Origin of the sequence: Pseudomonas sp. S12(2018) (genome assembly GCF_024355235.1) — a bacterium.
Lineage (GTDB): Bacteria > Pseudomonadota > Gammaproteobacteria > Pseudomonadales > Pseudomonadaceae > Aquipseudomonas > Aquipseudomonas palmensis.
Genome location: NZ_QLAD01000003.1, coordinates 618,431 through 637,057, shown reverse-complemented (window position 1 = coordinate 637,057; position 18,627 = coordinate 618,431). Strand labels below are relative to the sequence as shown.

The following is an 18,627-nucleotide window of genomic DNA, read 5'->3' as shown; positions in this document are numbered from 1 at the left end:
TCGGGCTCCCGCCTCAAGGCTGGTTGGGCATGGGAGTATTTATAAGCGATACACAATTCAATATCAAACAGCTTTTTAGTGTATCTAATGTTTTTTTGTATCGCTTTGCACTGAAAGCGGACCGCTACGCGCTCCATCGCGGGTCAAGCCCGCTCCCACAGGAACACGCTTTATCCAAGAACAAAAAAAGCCCCGACCAGGTCGGGGCTTCGGCAGCCATCAGCTATCAGCTGGCCAGACGCTTGTCATACACATGACAGGCCTTGCCTTCCGAACGTTTCAGCGTGCCCAACGGCTGCAGCACGATGCGCGTGCTGATGCCGATGTAGGTCTTGATCTGCTTGCCCAGCTCGGCGGTCAGCAGCCTGCGCTGGGCCTCGTCGTAGTGCTGGCATTCGGCACGCAGCTCCACGTGCACATCCACCGTGTCGAGATTTCCATCACGATACAGATAAATCTCATAGCACTCTGAAAACTGTTTTATTTTCAGAACCTGTTCCTCGACCTGGGTCGGGAACACGTTGACCCCGCGCACGATGAGCATGTCGTCGCTGCGCCCGGTGATCTTGTCAATGCGCCGCATTGGCCGCGCGGTACCGGGCAACAGTCGCGTCAGGTCGCGGGTGCGGTAGCGGATCATCGGCAGCGCCTCCTTGCTCAGCGAGGTGAACACCAGCTCGCCCATCTGCCCGTCGGGCAGCACCGCACCGGTCACCGGGTCGATGATTTCGGGGTAGAAGTGGTCTTCCCAGAGGGTCGGCCCGTCCTTGGTCTCGGCGCACTCCATGGCCACGCCCGGGCCCATGATTTCCGACAGCCCGTAGATATCCAGCGCGGTGATACCCATGCGCTGCTCGATGGAGCGGCGCAGCTCGTCGGTCCACGGCTCGGCACCGAAGATCCCCAGGCGCAGCGCCAGCTTGTGCGGGTCCAGCCCCTGGCGCTCGATCTCGTCGGCCAGGTTGAGCATGTACGAGGGCGTGACCATGATGATGTCCGGCTGGAAGTCGTTGATCAGCTGCACCTGCTTCTCGGTCTGCCCTCCCGACATCGGGATCACCGTGCAGCCCAGGCGTTCGGCGCCGTAATGCGCGCCCAGCCCGCCGGTGAACAGCCCGTAGCCATACGACACATGCACCTTGTCGCCCTTGCGCCCGCCCGCGGCGCGGATCGAGCGCGCCACCACGTTGGCCCAGGTGTCGATATCGTTCTGCGTGTAGCCCACCACCGTCGGCTTGCCGGTGGTGCCGCTGGAGGCGTGCACCCGCACCACGTCATGCATGGGCACGGCGAACATGCCGTAGGGGTAGTTGTCGCGCAGGTCGGTCTTGGTGGTGAACGGGAATCGGGCCAGGTCGTCCAGCGAACGCACCTCGTCGGGGTGCACCCCCAACTGGTCGAAGCGCTGGCGGTACAGCGGCACGTTCTGGTAGGCGTGGGACAGGCTCCAGCGCAGGCGGTCAAGCTGGTGCTGGCGCAGTTCATCGATGCTGGCGGTCTCCAGCGGGTCGAGTACAGCAGTGTTCAAGGCGGCCATGTTCATGTGTTCACTCTGATTCTTTTTATGGTTCAGCCCCTGACGGGCCCGAGTGTGGGAGCTGCACGGCTCCCGCTGTGTTGCCGGCTCAGGTTCGCTCGATGATCATCGCGATACCCTGCCCCACGCCGATGCACATCGTGCACAGCGCGTACCGCCCGCCGCGCTGCTCCAGTTCCACCAGTGCGGTGGTCACCAGGCGAGCGCCGCTCATGCCCAGCGGATGCCCCAGGGCGATGGCGCCGCCATTGGGGTTGACCCGCGGGTCGTCGTCAGCCAGCCCGAGCTCGCGCAGCACCGCCAGGCCCTGCGCGGCGAAGGCTTCGTTCAGCTCGATGACATCCATGTCGGCCAGGTTCAGGTTGGCCAGTTCCAGTACCTTGCGCGTGGCCGGCACCGGGCCGATGCCCATGATGCGCGGCTCGACGCCGGCCGTGGCCATCGCCACCACCCGCCCACGGGCCTTGAGCCCGAAGCGCGCAGCCTGCGCCGGGCTTGCCAGCAGCAGCGCACAGGCACCGTCGTTGACCCCCGAGGCATTGCCCGCCGTGACACTGCCGCCCTCGCGAAACGGCGTACCCAGGCGTTGCAGCATCTGCAGCGTGGTGTCGCCACGCGGGTGTTCGTCGTGCTCGACGCGCCTGGGCTCGCCCTTGCGCTGGGCAATCGACACCGGCACGATCTCCTGCGCCAGGCGCCCGCTGGCCTGGGCAGCCGCCGCACGTTGCTGGCTGCGCAGGGCGAAGGCGTCCTGGTCGGCACGGGAAATGCCGAACTGTGCGGCGACGTTTTCGGCAGTCTCCGGCATCGAGTCGATACCATACGCCTTTTCCATCGCCGCGTTGACGAAGCGCCAGCCAATGGTGGTGTCGTACAGTTGCGCCTGGCGCGAGAAGGCCTGTTCGGCCTTGCCCATCACCAGCGGTGCGCGTGACATCGACTCTACCCCGCCCACCAGCAGCAGGCCGGCTTCGCCACTGCGGATCGAGCGTGCGCCCAGGCCGATGGCGTCCATGCCCGAGCCGCACAGGCGGTTGACCGTGGTGCCCGGCACTTCTATCGGCAGGCCGGCCAGCAGCGCCGACATGCGCGCCACGTTGCGATTGTCTTCGCCGGCCTGGTTGGCGCAGCCGAACAGCACGTCGTCCACCTGCGACCAGTCCACCTGCGGGTGGCGCGCCATCAGCGCACGCAGCGGCACCGCGCCCAGGTCGTCGGCACGTACCGTGCTCAGCGCGCCGGCATAGCGCCCGATGGGGGTGCGCACGGCGTCGATGATAAGGGCGTCATTCATCTGCGGTCTCCTGGGCAAGCACTGTGCCTTGCACCTTGTAAGATTTGCCATGGAACAGCGCGATCAGCTGCCCGTTCTGGTTTTCCACACGCACGTCGTAGTTGCCGGTGCGTCCACCACGGCTCTGCTCGACGCAACTTGCATTGAGCGTGTCGCCCATCAGTGCCGGGGCGATGTAGTCGATGCTGCAGCCCAGGCCGATGGTGACCTGGTTGTAGGTGTTGCAGGCCACGGCAAACGCCGAGTCGGCCAGGGTGAAGATGTAGCCGCCATGGCAGGTGCCATGGCCCTGGATCATGTCGGCGCGCACCGGCATGCTCAGGCGCGCCCTGCCCGGCGCGACGCTCAGCAGTTGCATGCCCAGCGCGAGGCTGGCGCGGTCACGGGCGAGCATGGCCTGGGCACATTGGCTGGCAAGCTCGGTGGCGTTCAGGTCAGTCATGCAATGCCCTCCCCTCGGCGACCGTGCGCCGCAGCAGCAGTGATGGCCGGTAGCGGCTTTCGCCGTAGGCGGCCTGCAGATTGTCGAGTACCGCCAGCACCTGCGTCGGGCCGATGGCGTCGGCCCAGGCCAGCGGGCCTTGGGGGTAGTTCACGCCCTTGCGCATGGCCAGGTCGACATCCGCCGCCGTGGCCACGCCCTGCAGCACCGCGTCGGCGGCTTCGTTGGCAAGCATGGCCACGGTGCGCATCACCAGCAGCCCCGGCACGTCGGCCAGCGGGCTGACCACCAGGCCCGCGGCTTGCAGCAAGGCCACAGCCTGGTCGCGGGCAGCGGGGGTGGTGTCGGCGGACCAGCTGATGCCGATGCGCCCAGCGGTGGCGTAGTCCAGCGCCAGGTCGAACAGCACGAGGTTGTGCAAGCCTTCGTCGCGGGCACGCTGGCTGGCCAGGCGACCGTCGGTCAGGGCCAGCACGGCGTCGCCCACGCGTATGACTGCGTGCCCGCATCGCGGGTCAAGCCCGCTCCCACAACGACCGGTGGGCGCGGGCTCGACCCGCGACGGGGCCCGCGACACCTTGATGCCGTGCGCCTCGATACGCGCCAGCAAGCCCTGCGCAATGCCCAGGTCGCCTTCGACTTCACAGGCCTCGATGCGCAAACCACTGCGCAGCTCGCTGACCACCGGGCGCGCGGCCGAGGGCCCATAGTCATAGAACCCCTGCCCGCTCTTGCGTCCCAGCCGGCCGGCATCCACCAGCGCCGCCTGGATCAGCGACGGCTGGAAGCGCATGTCGCCGTAATAGGCATCGAACACCGAACAGGTGACCGCGTAGTTGACGTCATGCCCGATCAGGTCGGTCAGCTCGAACGCACCCATGCGAAAGCCGCCGGCCTCGCGCATCAGCGCATCCAGCGTGGCGCACTCGGCCGCACCCTCCTGCAACAGGCGCAGGCTTTCGGCATAGAACGGACGCGCCACGCGGTTGACGATGAAGCCCGGGCTGGAGCTGGCATGCACCGGCGCCTTGCCCCAGGCCCTGGCCGTTGCATACAAGCTGGCCGCTACCTGCGGCGCCGTGGCCAGCCCCGAGACGATCTCGACCAGCGCCATGACCGGCGCAGGGTTGAAGAAGTGCACCCCCACGAACCGCTCGGGCCGCGCCAGGCCGGCCGCGATGCGGGTGATCGACAGCGACGAGGTGTTGCTGGCCAGCACGCAGTCGGCCGTGCAGATTGCTTCCAGGCGAGCGAACAGCTCGCGCTTGGCGTCGAGGTTCTCGACGATGGCCTCGATCACCAGCCCCGCATCCGCCAGCTCGTCGAGCGCCTGCACCGCGTGCAGGCGCGCCAAAGTGGCCTCGCGCTGCGCGGGGTCGAGCTTGCCCTTCTCCACCCGCTTGCCCAGTTGCACACCCAGCCCCTCGATGGCCGCGCTCGCCGCCCCCGGGCGGCTGTCGTGCAGCAGCACCGGATGCCCGGCCTGCGCCGCCACCTGGGCAATGCCGGCGCCCATGGCCCCGGCACCGATCACCGCCACCACAACGCTTGTGTCCAGTGCGCTCATGCTCAGCACCCCTTGAACACGGGGGCGCGCTTGGCCATGAAGGCGGCCACGCCCTCGCGGTAGTCCTCGCTGCGCCCGGCCAGGCGTTGCAGGTCGCGCTCCAGGTCCAGTTGCTGGTCAAGGCTGTTGTCCAGGCTGGCATTGAGCCCGCGCTTGATCAGTGCCAGGCCCGAGGTGGGCTGTGTCGCCAGCTGTCGCGCCAGGCCCAGGGCCTCGTCGCGCAGGGCCTCATCGTCGACACAGCGGTAGATCAGCCCCCACTGCTCGGCCTGCTCGGCCGACAGCTTGTTGCCCAGCAGCGCCAGGGCCTTGGCCCGCGCCACGCCGACCAGCCGCGGCAGGAACCAGGTACCGCCCGAGTCGGGCACCAGGCCGAGTTTGCAGAACGCCTGGATGAAGCTGGCCGAACGCGCCGCCAGCACCAGGTCGCAGGCCAGCGGGATGTTCGCCCCGGCGCCGGCGGCCACGCCATTGACCGCGCAGATCACCGGCAGCGGCAAATCGCGCAGGGCGCGAATCAGCGGGTTGTAGAATTTTTCGATGGACTCGCCCAGGTCGGGCATCTGCGCACCGGGCGCGACGTTGCGGTCGGACAGGTCCTGCCCGGCACAGAAGCCGCGCCCCTCACCGGTAAGCAGCAGCACACGCACCTGGGCATTGGCGCGTACCTGCTTGAGCGCCTCCTTCACTTCGGCGTGCATCTGCGCGTTGAAGCTGTTGAGTTGCTCGGGACGGTTCAGGCGCAGAAAGGCCACGCCGTCGTCTATGTCGAAAAGAATGTGCTCGAAGGTCATGACCAGTACCGCTCGCAAGGTTGAAGTAAAAGGGGCCGGCGCACTCAGCGGCCGGTGAACACCGGTGCGCGTTTTTCGCGAAAGGCACTGATGCCCTCGCGCCGGTCATCGGTGGCGGCCAGCACAGTGAAGGCGTGGCGCTCGAAACGCAGGCCGCTGGCAAGGTCGGTATCCATGGCCTTGAGCAGCGATTCCTTGGCCAGGCGCACGGCCAGCGGGGCCTTGCGCGAGATGGCCTGGGCGATCTGCACGGCGCGCTCGACGGTGAATTCGGGTTGGGTGATTTCGCTGACCAGGCCGGCCTGTTGCGCGGTGCGCGCATCGATGGGCTCGCCGGTGAGCACCATCTGCATGGCCATGGACTTGCCCACCGCGCGCAGCAGACGCTGGGTACCACCGGCGCCAGGCATGATGCCCAGGTTGATTTCCGGCTGGCCGAAGCGCGCATCCACGCCCGCCACGATGATGTCGGCGTGCATCGCCAGCTCGCAGCCACCGCCCAGGGCAAAGCCGTTGACGGCCGCCACCAGGGGCTTGCTGAAGCGGCTGATCTGCTGCCAACAGGCAACACGCGGGTCGTTGAGGATGCCCACCGCATCGCGCTCGGCCATCTCGTTGATGTCGGCGCCGGCGGCAAACGCCTTGCGGCTGCCGGTGAGCACCACGGCGCGGCAGCTGTCGTCACGCTCCAGGCGCTCGAGTTCGGCTGCCAGCTCGCCGAGCAGGCGGGTGTTGAGGGCATTGAGCACCTCGGGGCGGTGCAGCGTCACCAGGCAGATGCCGGCGTGGGAGTTATCAAGCAACAGGGTGTCAGGCATGACGGTCACCGCACGGGCCAGTCGAGGCTGGCTGTTATTGTTGGGTCGAGGCCGATTGCGGCAGAGTATAGCCACAATACGATACACAAAATCAACATTACTGCGACTTGTCTGTGTCTATTTGTTTTCCATGCGTGCCAAACAAACCCAGCAAACACTGCACTTATAGCGAGTAAAGCGCCAAGAAGCGATACATCGAAGCATTGCAAACAAGTAACAATACGTTATATTCGCTGTCATCCCCGTCCACAGGAAACCGACATGACCTGCTACAGCCTTGGCGGAATCACCCCGGTCATCGACCCCAGCGCCTACGTGCACCCTTCGGCGGTGCTGATTGGCGACGTGATCGTCGGCCCCGACTGCTATGTAGGCCCGCTGGCCAGCCTGCGCGGCGATTTCGGACGCATCATTCTCGAACAGGGCGCCAATCTGCAGGACACCTGCGTGATGCACGGCTTCCCCGACAGCGACACGGTGATCGAGCGCAACGGGCACGTGGGCCACGGCGCCGTGCTGCACGGCTGCCGCATCGGTGCCGATGCGCTGGTGGGCATGAATGCGGTGGTCATGGACGGCGCCGTGATCGGTGCCTGCTCGATCGTCGGTGCCACCGCCTTCGTCAAGGCCGGCTTCGACTGCCCGCCCCGCTCGCTGGTGGTGGGCTCGCCGGCCCAGGTCAAACGCAGCCTGAGCGACGCTGAAGTGCACTGGAAGCAAGGCGGCACGGGCGAGTACCACGCACTGACCCGGCGCTGCCTGGAGCAGATGGTGGAATGCAGCCCCTTGAGCCAACCCGAACAGGACCGCAGACGTGTCAGCGACAGTACGTTCCGCCCGAAAAACCACACGGCCTGAAGTGCCGGCGGCAACGCTGGCCTTGAAGGACAAACGGCAGTTATATTCCGGGGTTTCACCCAGCGGATCCTCCATGTCGTCGCTCGCGCCCCTCAATCAGCTCGTCACCCGTTTCCAGGAACAGATCCCGATCCGTGCCAGTTCGCTGATCGTCACCCTGTATGGCGATGCCATCGAACCCCACGGCGGCACCGTCTGGCTGGGCAGCCTGATCCAGTTGCTCGAGCCCTTCGGCATCAACGAGCGGCTGATCCGCACCTCGATGTTCCGCCTGACCAAAGAAGGCTGGCTGACCGCCGAAAAGGTCGGCCGGCGCAGCTACTACAGCCTCACCGGTGCCGGGCGGCGGCGTTTCGACAAGGCCTTCAAGCGGGTGTACAGCTCGGTGGTGCCGCAGTGGGATGGCTCCTGGCACCTGGCGATGCTCACCCAGCTGTCTGCCGACAAGCGCAAGCAGGTGCGCGAAGAGCTCGAATGGCAGGGCTTTGGCGCCATCTCGCCGGTGGTGCTGGCCAGCCCGCGGGCCGACCGCACCGACATCAACGCCACCCTGCTGGACCTGGACGCGCTGGAAGACACCATCCTGTTCGAGACCACCGGCCAGGACGTGATGGCCTCCCGCGCCTTGCGTGCCCAGGTGCGCGAAAGCTGGCGTATCGAGGAACTGGGGGCGCAGTACAGCGAGTTCATCCAGCTGTTTCGCCCGGTGTGGCAGGCGCTGCGCGAGCAGGACAGCCTGCAGCCGATGGACTGCTTCATGGTGCGCCTGCTGCTGATTCACGAGTACCGCAAGCTGCTGCTGCGCGACCCGCACCTGCCCGACGAACTGCTGCCGGGCGACTGGGAGGGCCGCGCCGCACGCCAGCTGTGCCGCAACCTGTATCGACTGACCTGTGCCCCGGCCGAACAGTGGCTGAGCAGTGCGATGGAAACCGCAGACGGCCCGCTGCCCGATGCCAGCGAAAACTTCTACCGGCGCTTCGGCGGGCTGCGCTAACCTGCAGCGCGTGCCCCCAGCCATCACATGCACCCTAACAACAATGCCAGGTGTGAGGTGTGACCCATGAATACCGCTACTGCCCAGCAGCACTTCCAGCAATGGCTGGCCGACATCAACCATGCCTGCGGCGAGTTCGACGGTGCCGCGCTGGGGGATGCGTTCAGCGGTGAGATTCGCCCCCGCCAGCTGGGCGCCCTGCGCTTCAGTCACGTGAGCAGCTCTCACGCGCGGCTGCTGCGCACGCCGCGCGAGGTGCAGCGCAGCAGCGAACACAAGTACTTTGCGGTGTTCCAGCTCAAGGGCATGGCCAACATGGCCCAGGACGACGCCCGCGAAGTGCTGATGCCGGGGGACATCCTGCTGATCGACAGTGCACGCCCCAGCGACTTCACCTTTGGCGATGCCTCCCAGCAGATCTCGCTGATACTGCCCCACGACCGGGTCGACCAGCTGCTGCGCTTCACCCCGGTGGAGATCGGGCGCAAGATCCCGGCCGGCTCGCCGGTCGCCCTGCTCGCCCAGCAGATGCTGTTGTCCTCGACCCAGCTGGACGAGGTGAGCCTGGCCGAAAGCGAAGCGGTGATCGATGCGCTGATCAGCCTGATGCGCCCGGCACTGTGCGGCAGCGACAGCAACCCCGACCCGCATGAACGCATCTTTCGCAAAAGCCTGGCGCTGATCGAGACGCACATTGCCGACGAGGCGCTGTGCCCGGAGATGATCGCGCGGGACATCGGCGTGTCGATGCGCGGGCTGTACCGGGTGTTCGCCAAGAAGGGCCTGGTGATCGCGCAGTACATCAAGAACCGGCGCCTGGACATCTGCGCCGAAACCCTGCGCAACCCGCAGTCGACCCTCAAGCTGTCGGCGCTGGGGTACACCTGGGGCTTCTCCAACAGCAGTTACTTCACCACCGCGTTCAAGCAGCGCTTCGGCGTGTCGCCCGGCGAGTACCGCAAGCGCTACAGCTGAGCGCCTGCGGCCTGCCAGCCGCCTCAGTGGCGGATGCACACCGACTTGGTCTCGGTGAAGGCGTCCAGCCAGTCGACGCCGAAATCACGCCCGGTACCGGATTGCTTGAAGCCGCCAAACGGCATGTTGGCATCGATCAGGGTGTGGCTGTTGACCCACACGGTACCGGCCTCGATGCGCGGGGTGAGGTCCATGGCCGACTTGAGGCTGGTGGTCCACAGGCTGGCGGTCAGGCCATAGTCGCTGTCGTTGGCGCGGGCCAGCGCTTCTTCCACATCGGCCACGCGGGTCAGGCTCAGCACCGGGCCGAACACTTCGCTGCGGGTCAGGCGCAGGTTGTCGTCGGGGTTGAGGATCAACGACGGGCTGACGTAGTAGCCATTGGCATCCGGCGCGCTGGCACCGCTGATGATCTGCGCGCCCTGCTCGCGGGCATCGGCCAGGTAGGCCTGCACCGACTGCTGGTGCGCGCCGGAAGCCAGGGCGTTGATCTGCGCGCTGGGGTCCAGGCCCGGGCCTACGCTCAGCCCCTTGATCGCCTGCTCGAAGTCCGCTGCCAGGCGGTCGAACAGCGGCGCCTCGACATAGATACGCGAACTGGCGGCGCACACCTGCCCCTGGTTGAGGAAGCTGCCCATCATCAGGCCTTCGATCACCTGCTGCGGATCGGCGTCGGCCAGCACGATGGCCGGGTTCTTGCCACCCAGCTCCAGTGACAGGCGCGTCAGGCGGTCGACTGCCGAACGGGCAATGTGCTTGCCGGTGGCGGTAGAGCCGGTAAAGCTGATCTTCGCCACCCGCGGGTGGCTGGTGAGGGCGCTGCCGCATACGCTGCCGCTGCCGGTGATCAGGTTGAACACGCCGTCCGGGATGCCGGCCTCGGTGGCCAGCTCGGCCATGCGCATCAAGGTCAACGGGGTGATCTCGGAGGGCTTGATGACGATCGAGCAGCCGGCCGCCAGGGCGGGCATCACCTTCCACATGCCGATCATCAGCGGGAAGTTCCACGGCACGATGCCAGCCACCACGCCGACCGGCTCCTTGCGCGTATAGGCGGTGTAGCGGGCGCCTTCAGGCACCGGGATCGACACATCCAGGGTGCGCCCGCAGATCTTGGTGGTGAGGCCGGCGGTGTAGCGCATCCAGTTCAGGGTGCTGCCGACTTCGAAGGCGCGGGCGATGTTGATCGACTTGCCTTGTTCCAGGGTTTCGAGCTGGGCCAGCTCTTCACCGTGCTGTTCGAGCAAGTCGGCGTAGCGCAGCAGGATACGCTCGCGCTCGGCCGGGGCGCGGCGCGCCCACACGCCACTGACGAATGCCCGATGCGCCGATTGCACGGCCTGGTCGACATCCTCGGCGCTGGCATCGGGGGTCACGGCAATGGGTTGGCCGTTGGCCGGGTTGAAGACGGTAAGGGTCTGGCTGGAGGTGGACGGCCGCCAGCCGCCATTGATGTACAGGCCGTGTTGGCGTCCGAGAAAACGCTGGACACTGGCTAGCAGGGGTACGGTGCCGGCAGTCATGAACACTCCTTTTGTTATGGTTGGGAACATCCCAGGAGAGTGTATGGCGCCGCCGCAGGCGGGATGTTTCGCTGGCTGCCAGGGTGGTTGGCGAGTGTGCCAATGTGGTGGGTGGTGTGGCTGTTCGCCAGCAAGGCTGGCTCCTACAGGAGCAGGCCTTGCTGGCGAATGGGTGCGGGTCAGCGCAGGCGGGTACGGATCCGGTGGCACACGTTGAGCACCTGCTCCACCTCGCCCTCGCCCAGGTCGATCTTGCACGCCATGTTGCTGAACACCTGCGCCGCCTCGGCCTTGAGCTCACGGCCCTTGTCGGTCAGCAGCAGGTTGCGCCGGCGTCGGTCGCTGGGGTCCAGGTACACGGTGATGAACCCCGCATCCGCCAGGCGCTTGACGATTGGCGTCAACGTGCCCAGGTCGAACAGGGTGAGCTCGCTCAAGGCGCTGATCGACACATCATCCTTGCCCCACAACCCGGCCATCACCAGCAGTTGCGGGTAGGTGACGCCACGTCGCTTGAGCGGTTCGGCATAGTCCCGAACCATGGCGTTGGCTGTCGAATACAGCGAGAAACACAGCATCTTGTCGAAGTCGAACGTCGGGTCAAGCATGCACACCTCCCGCGACGCGGCTGTAGTGATGCACCGCGTCGACCAGTACTGCAACCGCCTCTGGCGAAGTGGCCGGCGAAATGCCCTGCCCCAGGTTGAACACGTGGCCGAAACCGGCCGCCGGTGGTCCGAACGTCTGCAGGGTGCGTCGCACCTCGCGGCGAATGCTCGCCTCGTCTGCCAGCAGCACGGCCGGGTCGAGGTTGCCCTGCAGCGCCACGCAGTTGCCCACCAGCTGGCGTGCCAGCGCCAGGTCACACGTCCAGTCCAGGCCCAGCGCATCGGCGCCGCTGTCGGCCAGCGGGCTGAGCCACTGGGCGCCACCACGGGTATGCACGATGGAGGGAATGCGCACGCCATGCTGGGTCTTGTGCAGGCGCGCCAGCACTTCACGCAGGTAATACAGGGAGAAACGCCGATAGGCAGCGTCGGCCAGCACACCGCCGAAGCTGTCCACCAGCATCACCGCCTGGGCGCCGGACTCGATCTGTGCATTGAGGTCGGCAGCCACCGCGTGACCGAGCACCTTGAGCAACCGGTGCAGCAGTTCCGGGCGACGGTACAGCATCTTCTTGATCAACTGGCAGTCGCCCGGCGGGCCACCCTCGACCATGTAGCAGGCCAGGGTCCAGGGGCTTGCGGCAAAGCCCACCACCGGCACCTTGCCCTCCAGCTCGTGACGCACCTGGGCGAGGGTCTGGTAGGTGTGCTCCAGCGCCTCGGGTTCGGGCACGCGCAGGCGCTCGATGGCCGCCTCGTCACGCAAGGGGTGACGAAAGCGCGGGCCATCGCCGTTCACGCAGTACAGGCCCAGCCCCATGGCGTCGGGCAGGCTGAGCATGTCGGCAAACACCACGGCGGCGTCCAGGCTGAAACGGCGCAGCGGTTGCAGGCTGGCCTCGGTGGCCAGGTCCGGGTTCTTCACCAGGTCCAGGTACGAGCCGGCCCTGGCACGCAGGGCACGATGCTCGGGCAGGTAGCGGCCGGCCTGGCGCATCAGCCAGACAGGCGTATGCGCCGTGGGTTGGCGCAGCAAGGCCTTGATAAACGTATTATTGTGCAAGGACGGGTAACTCATGCTGGTTCGCGAAATTCACTGCACAGCTCATGACTGGCGCCGCGGGGCGGCATCGGCAATCGTGCTGCGCAAGGCGTGGAGCGTGGCGCGGTAATCGGGCTGGGAAAAGATCGCCGTACCGGCCACGAACATGTCGGCACCGGCCGCAGCGACCTGGCCGATGGTGTGAAGGTTGACCCCGCCATCCACTTCCAGGCGGATGTCACGGCCACTGGCATCGATCAGCTTGCGCGCTGCTTCGATCTTGGGCAAGACCGCCGGGATGAACGACTGCCCGCCGAAGCCGGGGTTGACCGACATCAGCAACAACAGGTCGAGCTTGTCGAACACATACTTGCATTCCTCCAGCCCTGTGGCCGGATTGAAGGCCAGGCCCGCCTTGCACCCCAGATCCTTGATCAGTTGCAGGGAGCGGTCCAGGTGAACGGTGGCCTCGGGGTGAATCGAGATGTAGTCGGCACCCGCCTCGGCAAATGCCTGGATCATCGGGTCCACGGGGGTGACCATCAGGTGCACATCCAGCGGCGCGGTGATGCCGTAGCTGCGCAGCGCCTTGCAGAACTGCGGCCCCATGGTCAGGTTGGGTACGTAGTGGTTGTCCATCACGTCGATGTGGATGACGTCGGCACCGGCAGCCAGAACCCGCTCGGCTTCCTCGCCCAACCGGGCAAAATCGGCCGCCAGCATCGACGGGGCAATCCAGAACTCTTTCACACGCCTACTCCGTTACTCATTGGCTATTCGTCGCACCGGGCCCTGCTCGTTTTGCGCAAGGGCGGTGTTGATCTGTGCGATCAGGCTGTCACTTGCCGCTTCGAGATGAAAATGGTGCCCGCCATCATGCCAGTGCACACGGCTGGCCCAGGGCAACGCTTTTTTGCGCTTGTCGAATTCCGGGCCGGCAAACAGGCCCTGGCGCCCGAGCATCACATGCAGCGGGCAACTGATCTGGCGCAGGAAGTCGCAGGCCTGACGCTCGGTCAGCTGCATCGGTTCGGGCAGCACCAGCCGCGGGTCGTGACGCCAGCGGTAGCCATCCCCCACGCTGAGCAGGTCGCGCATGGCCAGCAGGCGTGCCGAGGCCGGCGAGAGCAGGCCGTCGATACTGTTGCGCCGCTCGTTGACCGCCGCCTCGACGCTGCTGAACTGCACGCTGTCGGGGGCCGAGAACCCGTGCAGGCGGGTGCGCAGGGCCAGGCGCATCAGGCGATGGGCCTTCTTCAGGTGCTCCACGGTGTCTTCTTCGGCGATGGTGAACGGAGCGCCCATGCCATCGAGGAAGATCATGCTGTCGATGGACTTGTTCATCGCCCCCAGGATCGACGCGATGCCGCTGCCCATGGAATGGCCGATCACCGAAAAGCGCTTCCAGCCCATGCACTCGACCAGGGTATTCATGTCGTCGGCATGTTCCCACAGATAGTAGCCACTGTCGGCACGCCGATGGTCCGAGCGTCCGTGCCCGGCGAGGTCCGGTGCCACCACGAAGCAATCCTTCAGGTACGGCGCCACCTGTTCGAACGAGGCGGCGTTGTCCAGCCAGCCATGCACGGCCAATACCGGATGAGCCCCCTCCTCGCCCCAGACCCGCAGGGCAAACGTCTGCCCGTTGACGTCCAGGGTCTGGTCCCTGCCTTTATTGCCAAGACGCATGTAGATACTCCCTGCGTAAGCACTGTTTCGAGGTAACGGGCAACACCCGCAGCGCCTGTCAGCCGGCGGCCGCCAGCTGTGCCGAGCGTGCCGTGTGTTGCAACTGCTTGAGGTCGAACTTGCCGTTGGCGGTGCGCGGCAAGGTGAGCTCGATACTGATTGCCAGTGGCACCTTGTGCGGCTCGAGCCCGGCGCGGCAGCGTTCGAGCAACTGCTCGGCGCTGAGCGTGACGCCCTGGCTCAAGGTCACGAAAGCCCACAGCCCTTCGCCGGCCGCAGTATCCTCGACACCGACCACCGCTGCCGCGTCGATGCCTGCCATGGCATAGAAGAAGTCTTCCACTTCCGCCGGGCTGACCTTCATGCCGCGGGACTTGATCACGTGGTCCATCCGGCCTTCGAAATACAGGTAGCCGTCTTCGTCCAGGTGGCAGTAGTCGCCGGTATGCAGCACGCTCTCCCCGGGATAGGGGCCGGGCTTGAGCTTTTTCGCCGTAGCCTGCGGGTTGCGCCAGTAGCCGGCCATGACCGTGGCGCCGCGAATCACCAACTGGCCCACCTGGTGGGCCTGGTCGATGCGCTGGCCATGCTCGTCGATCAGCCACAACTCGGTGTTGGGAATGGCGATGCCGACGCTGCCCGGCTTGCTGTCGATGTCCTCTGGCGGCAGGTAGGTGCAGCGCTTGCACTCGGTCAGGCCGTACATGGAGAAGATCTGCGCCTGCGGAAACAGCGCCTTCATCTGCGCAATGTGCGGCGGCTTGAGCGCCGCGCCGGTATTGGTGACCATGCGCACGTGCTCGAAACTGGCGTTGCGCTTGCTCGCGTACTCATGCAGCAGCATGAGCATGGTGGGCACGAACGGGATGACCGTGATCTGGTACTGGCGGATCTTCTTGATCAGGAAGATCGGCCAGGTGAATTCCTTTTCCAGTACCAGGGTGGCGCCCGCGCTCAGCGCCATGATCATCTGGTACAGGCCATAGTCGAACGACAGCGGCAACGAGCAGAGCACGTGGTCGCTGTCGTTGTAGCCCAGGTAGGTGTGCAGCGACGACAGCGCCGCGAGCATGTTGCGATGGGTCAGCATCACGCCCTTGGGCTCGCCGGTGGACCCGGAGGTATAGATGATCGCGGCCAGGTCCAGGTCCAGCGTGCCGCAAGGCACCGGAGCTCCGTTGCCCTGCATCAGCACACCCTCGAAGGTGCGTGTCAGCGCCGAGTCGGCCTCGCCGTCCAGCAGCACGATGGTGCGCAGGTACGGCAGGCTCGGGGTGTCCACCGACAGGCTGGCGAACTTCTCCGAGGTGGTGATCAGCACCGAGGCCTCGGCGTCCCGCACGATGTAGTCAAGGCCCTCGGCATGAGTCTCCAGGCCGACATTGACCACCACGCCACCGGCCTTGAGCACACCCCAGAAGGCACAGATGGTTTCTACCCGGTTGCCCAGGCACAGCACCACCCGTTCCTGACGCTGCAGGCCACAGGCCTGCAAGCCCGAGGCCAGCCGCGAACTGGAATCGTCGAGGTCGGCATAGGTGTAGGTTTCATCGGCATAGATGACTGCCGCCTTGCGCGGGTACAGGCCGTTGCTGGCCTCCAGTACCTGCTGCAGGAGCACGCTAGACCGGCTCATACTGTACCTCTGGCTGGCCTTGCGAGGCGGTTTCGGGGGCGTTCTGGCGGTTGGCGTCGATGTACTGCGCCAGCGTCGTCACGGTATTGAAGTGCCCGGGGGCAATGGTGTCGGGGTTGACGAAGAAGCCTTCGATCTCGTCCTCCAGGCTGACCAGCAGCTCCATCGAGGTGAGCGAGTCGAGCCCCAGGTGGTCACGCAGGTGCGAGTCGGCACGCACCTCGGTACTGGCTGGCAGCTTGAGCACCACCCGCAGGATCTCGATCAGTTGCGCCTGCGTGGCGCCGCTGGCCGTCACGCCCGGTGCGCTGCTGGCAGCAGGTGCGCTGGCCGGGGCGGCGAGCATGTCGTCCAGCGCCACGTCGGCGTGGCTGTCGCGGATCTCCAGTGCGGTCTGACGGGCCCTGGCCAGGAACAGGCGGCCGTGGCTGACGATCACCTCGGCCGGGTGACCATGGCTGTGGAACAGGGTGGGCGAGGCCGTGGGGCCATAGGCACCGGAGGCCGTCACCGCCAGCAGGTCGCCTTCGCTCAGGGTCTCGATGCGCACGTCACGCCCCAGCAGGTCGTCGGGGCTGCACAGCGGGCCGGAGATATGGTACTCGCGCAGCGGCGCGCCATTGCTGCCGGTGGCGTGCACGATGCGGAAGTTGCGCTTGAGCACCTGGCCACTGCCCGCCGCAGCACCGTGGCAGTTGGTGCCGCCGTCGGTCACGGCGAAGGTCTTGCCGTGGTTGTGCTTGATGTTGTCGACGGTGACCAGCAGCGCGCCGCATTTGCCGGCCACGAAACGGCCGGACTCGACGATGATGCGGGTACGCGGGAACTGGCGATGGAAACTGTCGAACAGCGGCGCCAGCAGCTGCTTGAGCTGACGGGTGTCGAGTTCCTTTTCGTTCTCGTAGTACTTGATGCCCAGGCCGCCGCCGACGTCGACCATGCTCAGGTCCAGGTCGTAGCGAAGGGTGAGGTTGCGGTACAGGTCGAGGATGTAGCTGGCATTGTCATACACCGACTGGGCGTCGAGGATCTTGGTGCCGTTGTAGACGTGAATGCCCTTGATATGCAGGTTGGGCAGCGCCAGGTACTGGCCGAAATTGGCCACTGCGGTGTCTTCCTCGATACCGAAGTGGGTCGGGCGCCCGCCCATCTTCCAGGGCGAGCCCGAGGCCGAGAAATTGGGATTGATGCGAATGGCCACCGGAGCGGTACAGCCCAGCGAGCCGGCCAGGGCAGAGAGCGCGCGCAGTTCGGTTTCGGATTCGACGACGATGGCGAACACCCCCACTTCCAGCGCCCGGCGGTGTTCCTCGGGCTTCTTGTAGGGGCCCAGGAAAATGATGTCCTGGGGTGCAACGCCCGCCTTCAGGGCGATTTCCAGCTCGCCCAGCGAACAGACCTCGGTGTTGCCGCCGTACGAACGGATCAGCTTCACCAGCGACAGATTCGGATTGACCTTGAGCGCGTAGAAGATATCCACGCATTCGGGCAAGGCGTCGCGCAGTTCATTGAAACTGCTGCGCAGCACCGCCTCGTCATACAGGTAGGTAGGCGTACCGAATGTCGCCTTTGCCTGGAGGACCAATTCTTTGGAAAGCTTCATCTGTTGCTCCCTTCGTTATTATATTTTCCGGTGCCGAATGCGTGCGCGGGATGCGCACCTGCGTCGTCCCGTTAGCCCTGGCGCGTTAAGTGTCGTATCGGATCGCGCAACGCCTGCAACAACGACAGAAAGCCCCTGCCTGCAAAACTTTGCGCGCAAAGTTTGTGAAATTCTCTACTGCGTTTCGCGGTGATGTCAAGATAATTCCAATGAACCCTGGCTGCGGCCGATGGTCACCCCGTTGGCTGCGATTTAGGCCGCATAACAGCGTTCAAATGTCGCACCTGTTACAGATCAGTAGCGATTTTGCCCAATGAATACAGGGCTTTTATCTGATCCGTATATAAGGCCTGTTTCTGAGTCTGTTTTGTCTGCGGCAGGCTTTCTAGAGTCAGCGCCTGTGCTCGTCCCGTCGGGGGGTGGGCTAGGAAGGAAACGCGGATAAACAGCCATGAGTACTCATCAACAGGCACAGGCCTACAACTACAAGGTGGTCCGGCAGTTCGTGGTCATGACGGTGGTGTGGGGCATCGTCGGCATGGCCATGGGCGTATGGATCGCCTCGCAACTGGTCTGGCCGGAGCTCAACCTGGACCTGCCCTGGACCACCTTCGGCCGCCTGCGCCCCCTGCACACCAGCCTGGTGATCTTCGGTTTCGCCGGCAGCGCGCAATTTGCCGCCAGCTACTACGCGGTGCAGCGCACCTGCCAGGTACGCCTTTACAGCGACTGGCTGACGGCCTTCACCTTCTGGGGCTGGCAGGCAACCATCGTGATCATGCTGCTGAGCCTGCCCCTGGGCCTTACCACCACCAAGGAATACGCCGAGATCGAATTCACCGGCGCGGTGTGGATGGCGATCGTGTGGGTGGCCTATGGCGTGGTGTTCTTCGGCACCCTGCTGCGCCGCAAGGGCACGCACATCTATGTCGGCAACTGGTTCTTCGGGGCCTTCATCGTGGTCATCGCGATGCTGCACGTGGTCAACCACCTGTCGATTCCGGTCAGCTGGTTCAAGTCCTACCCGGTGTACGCGGGGGCCACCGATGCGATGGTGCAGTGGTGGTACGGCCACAACGCGGTGGGCTTCTTCCTGACCACCGGCTTCCTGGGGATGATGTACTACTTCGTGCCCAAGCAGGTCGGCAAGCCGGTGTATTCCTACCGCCTGTCGATCGTGCACTTCTGGGCGCTGATCACCCTGTACATCTGGGCAGGCCCGCACCACCTGCACTACACCGCCC

17 protein-coding genes are annotated in these 18,627 nt (G+C 65.4%); 4 read left to right on the top strand and 13 right to left on the bottom strand.

Features of this window, described 5'->3' with window-relative positions:
• Positions 1-226 precede the first annotated feature (226 nt).
• The 6 genes from paaK to paaF all read right to left on the bottom strand — a co-directional run bounded on the left by paaK (position 227) and on the right by paaF (position 6,452).
• Entirely contained in the window at positions 227-1,543 is a 1,317-nt protein-coding gene (gene paaK, locus DN388_RS10030; RefSeq protein ID WP_054915437.1) for a phenylacetate--CoA ligase PaaK, read from the bottom strand.
• Between the two features lie 82 nt (positions 1,544-1,625).
• Positions 1,626-2,831: a 3-oxoadipyl-CoA thiolase gene (gene pcaF / locus DN388_RS10025; protein WP_123752470.1), complete on the bottom strand. Its 1,206-nt coding sequence runs from the start codon at positions 2,829-2,831 to the stop codon at positions 1,626-1,628.
• On the bottom strand, positions 2,824-3,273 hold the full coding sequence (paaI, locus tag DN388_RS10020; protein ID WP_043863008.1) for a hydroxyphenylacetyl-CoA thioesterase PaaI: 450 nt from the start codon (positions 3,271-3,273) through the stop codon (positions 2,824-2,826). The genes pcaF and paaI overlap by 8 nt, the downstream gene beginning before the upstream one ends.
• Entirely contained in the window at positions 3,266-4,840 is a 1,575-nt protein-coding gene (paaH, locus tag DN388_RS10015) for a 3-hydroxyacyl-CoA dehydrogenase PaaH (RefSeq protein ID WP_043863009.1), read from the bottom strand. The genes paaI and paaH overlap by 8 nt, the downstream gene beginning before the upstream one ends.
• 2 nt (positions 4,841-4,842) lie before the next feature.
• Positions 4,843-5,634 (bottom strand): 2-(1,2-epoxy-1,2-dihydrophenyl)acetyl-CoA isomerase PaaG, encoded by a 792-nt coding sequence (gene paaG / locus DN388_RS10010; protein WP_043863010.1) that lies wholly within the window; start codon positions 5,632-5,634, stop codon positions 4,843-4,845.
• 44 nt (positions 5,635-5,678) lie between these two features.
• Positions 5,679-6,452 (bottom strand): 2,3-dehydroadipyl-CoA hydratase PaaF, encoded by a 774-nt coding sequence (paaF, locus tag DN388_RS10005; protein WP_254999403.1) that lies wholly within the window; start codon positions 6,450-6,452, stop codon positions 5,679-5,681.
• Between the two features lie 261 nt (positions 6,453-6,713).
• On the opposite strand from paaF, the gene paaY reads away from it, so the two are divergent.
• From paaY to feaR, 3 genes are all read left to right on the top strand, one after another.
• Positions 6,714-7,310 carry a phenylacetic acid degradation protein PaaY gene (gene paaY / locus DN388_RS10000; RefSeq protein ID WP_043863012.1) on the top strand — a complete coding sequence of 199 codons (597 nt, stop codon included), beginning with the start codon at positions 6,714-6,716 and terminating at the stop codon, positions 7,308-7,310.
• Positions 7,311-7,383: 73 nt separating this feature from the next.
• Positions 7,384-8,307 carry a phenylacetic acid degradation operon negative regulatory protein PaaX gene (gene paaX / locus DN388_RS09995; protein ID WP_054915441.1) on the top strand — a complete coding sequence of 308 codons (924 nt, stop codon included), beginning with the start codon at positions 7,384-7,386 and terminating at the stop codon, positions 8,305-8,307.
• Positions 8,308-8,373: 66 nt separating this feature from the next.
• The gene (gene feaR / locus DN388_RS09990) at positions 8,374-9,282 is read left to right on the top strand and encodes a transcriptional regulator FeaR (RefSeq protein WP_043863014.1); all 909 of its coding nucleotides are present in this window, start codon (positions 8,374-8,376) and stop codon (positions 9,280-9,282) included.
• Between the two features lie 23 nt (positions 9,283-9,305).
• Here feaR and DN388_RS09985 read toward each other — a convergent pair whose 3' ends face one another.
• From DN388_RS09985 to DN388_RS09955, 7 genes are all read right to left on the bottom strand, one after another.
• On the bottom strand, positions 9,306-10,805 hold the full coding sequence (locus tag DN388_RS09985) for an aldehyde dehydrogenase family protein (protein ID WP_058541132.1): 1,500 nt from the start codon (positions 10,803-10,805) through the stop codon (positions 9,306-9,308).
• A 179-nt stretch (positions 10,806-10,984) separates the two neighbouring features.
• On the bottom strand, positions 10,985-11,413 hold the full coding sequence (locus DN388_RS09980; protein ID WP_043863016.1) for a MarR family winged helix-turn-helix transcriptional regulator: 429 nt from the start codon (positions 11,411-11,413) through the stop codon (positions 10,985-10,987).
• Complete coding sequence (hemE, locus tag DN388_RS09975) at positions 11,406-12,491, bottom strand: uroporphyrinogen decarboxylase (protein WP_054915444.1); 1,086 nt, start codon at positions 12,489-12,491, stop codon at positions 11,406-11,408. The genes DN388_RS09980 and hemE overlap by 8 nt, the downstream gene beginning before the upstream one ends.
• Positions 12,492-12,518: 27 nt before the next feature.
• Positions 12,519-13,205: a ribulose-phosphate 3-epimerase gene (rpe, locus tag DN388_RS09970; RefSeq protein WP_043863018.1), complete on the bottom strand. Its 687-nt coding sequence runs from the start codon at positions 13,203-13,205 to the stop codon at positions 12,519-12,521.
• 12 nt (positions 13,206-13,217) lie between these two features.
• Entirely contained in the window at positions 13,218-14,144 is a 927-nt protein-coding gene (locus DN388_RS09965) for an alpha/beta fold hydrolase (RefSeq protein WP_043863019.1), read from the bottom strand.
• A 58-nt stretch (positions 14,145-14,202) separates the two neighbouring features.
• Complete coding sequence (locus DN388_RS09960) at positions 14,203-15,780, bottom strand: class I adenylate-forming enzyme family protein (RefSeq protein ID WP_254999374.1); 1,578 nt, start codon at positions 15,778-15,780, stop codon at positions 14,203-14,205.
• Positions 15,767-17,383, bottom strand: a complete 1,617-nt coding sequence (locus DN388_RS09955; RefSeq protein ID WP_254999364.1) for a phosphopantetheine-binding protein — start codon at positions 17,381-17,383, stop codon at positions 15,767-15,769. The genes DN388_RS09960 and DN388_RS09955 overlap by 14 nt, the downstream gene beginning before the upstream one ends.
• Positions 17,384-17,834: 451 nt before the next feature.
• Between DN388_RS09955 and DN388_RS09950 the strand changes: the two genes are divergently transcribed.
• Positions 17,835-18,627 (top strand): cbb3-type cytochrome c oxidase subunit I (locus DN388_RS09950; RefSeq protein WP_254506365.1); only part of this gene is annotated, 793 nt, incomplete at its 3' end.

What these genes read in the sequence shown, in the direction of transcription:
- paaK (WP_054915437.1), bottom strand. Translation starts at nt 1,543, where the DNA reads ATGAACATGGCCGCCTTGAACACTGCTGTACTCGACCCGCTGGAGACC.
- pcaF (WP_123752470.1), bottom strand. Translation starts at nt 2,831, where the DNA reads ATGAATGACGCCCTTATCATCGACGCCGTGCGCACCCCCATCGGGCGC.
- paaI (WP_043863008.1), bottom strand. Translation starts at nt 3,273, where the DNA reads ATGACTGACCTGAACGCCACCGAGCTTGCCAGCCAATGTGCCCAGGCC.
- paaH (WP_043863009.1), bottom strand. Translation starts at nt 4,840, where the DNA reads ATGAGCGCACTGGACACAAGCGTTGTGGTGGCGGTGATCGGTGCCGGG.
- paaG (WP_043863010.1), bottom strand. Translation starts at nt 5,634, where the DNA reads ATGACCTTCGAGCACATTCTTTTCGACATAGACGACGGCGTGGCCTTT.
- paaF (WP_254999403.1), bottom strand. Translation starts at nt 6,452, where the DNA reads ATGCCTGACACCCTGTTGCTTGATAACTCCCACGCCGGCATCTGCCTG.
- paaY (WP_043863012.1), top strand. Translation starts at nt 6,714, where the DNA reads ATGACCTGCTACAGCCTTGGCGGAATCACCCCGGTCATCGACCCCAGC.
- paaX (WP_054915441.1), top strand. Translation starts at nt 7,384, where the DNA reads ATGTCGTCGCTCGCGCCCCTCAATCAGCTCGTCACCCGTTTCCAGGAA.
- feaR (WP_043863014.1), top strand. Translation starts at nt 8,374, where the DNA reads ATGAATACCGCTACTGCCCAGCAGCACTTCCAGCAATGGCTGGCCGAC.
- DN388_RS09985 (WP_058541132.1), bottom strand. Translation starts at nt 10,805, where the DNA reads ATGACTGCCGGCACCGTACCCCTGCTAGCCAGTGTCCAGCGTTTTCTC.
- DN388_RS09980 (WP_043863016.1), bottom strand. Translation starts at nt 11,413, where the DNA reads ATGCTTGACCCGACGTTCGACTTCGACAAGATGCTGTGTTTCTCGCTG.
- hemE (WP_054915444.1), bottom strand. Translation starts at nt 12,491, where the DNA reads ATGAGTTACCCGTCCTTGCACAATAATACGTTTATCAAGGCCTTGCTG.
- DN388_RS09965 (WP_043863019.1), bottom strand. Translation starts at nt 14,144, where the DNA reads ATGCGTCTTGGCAATAAAGGCAGGGACCAGACCCTGGACGTCAACGGG.
- DN388_RS09960 (WP_254999374.1), bottom strand. Translation starts at nt 15,780, where the DNA reads ATGAGCCGGTCTAGCGTGCTCCTGCAGCAGGTACTGGAGGCCAGCAAC.
- DN388_RS09955 (WP_254999364.1), bottom strand. Translation starts at nt 17,383, where the DNA reads ATGAAGCTTTCCAAAGAATTGGTCCTCCAGGCAAAGGCGACATTCGGT.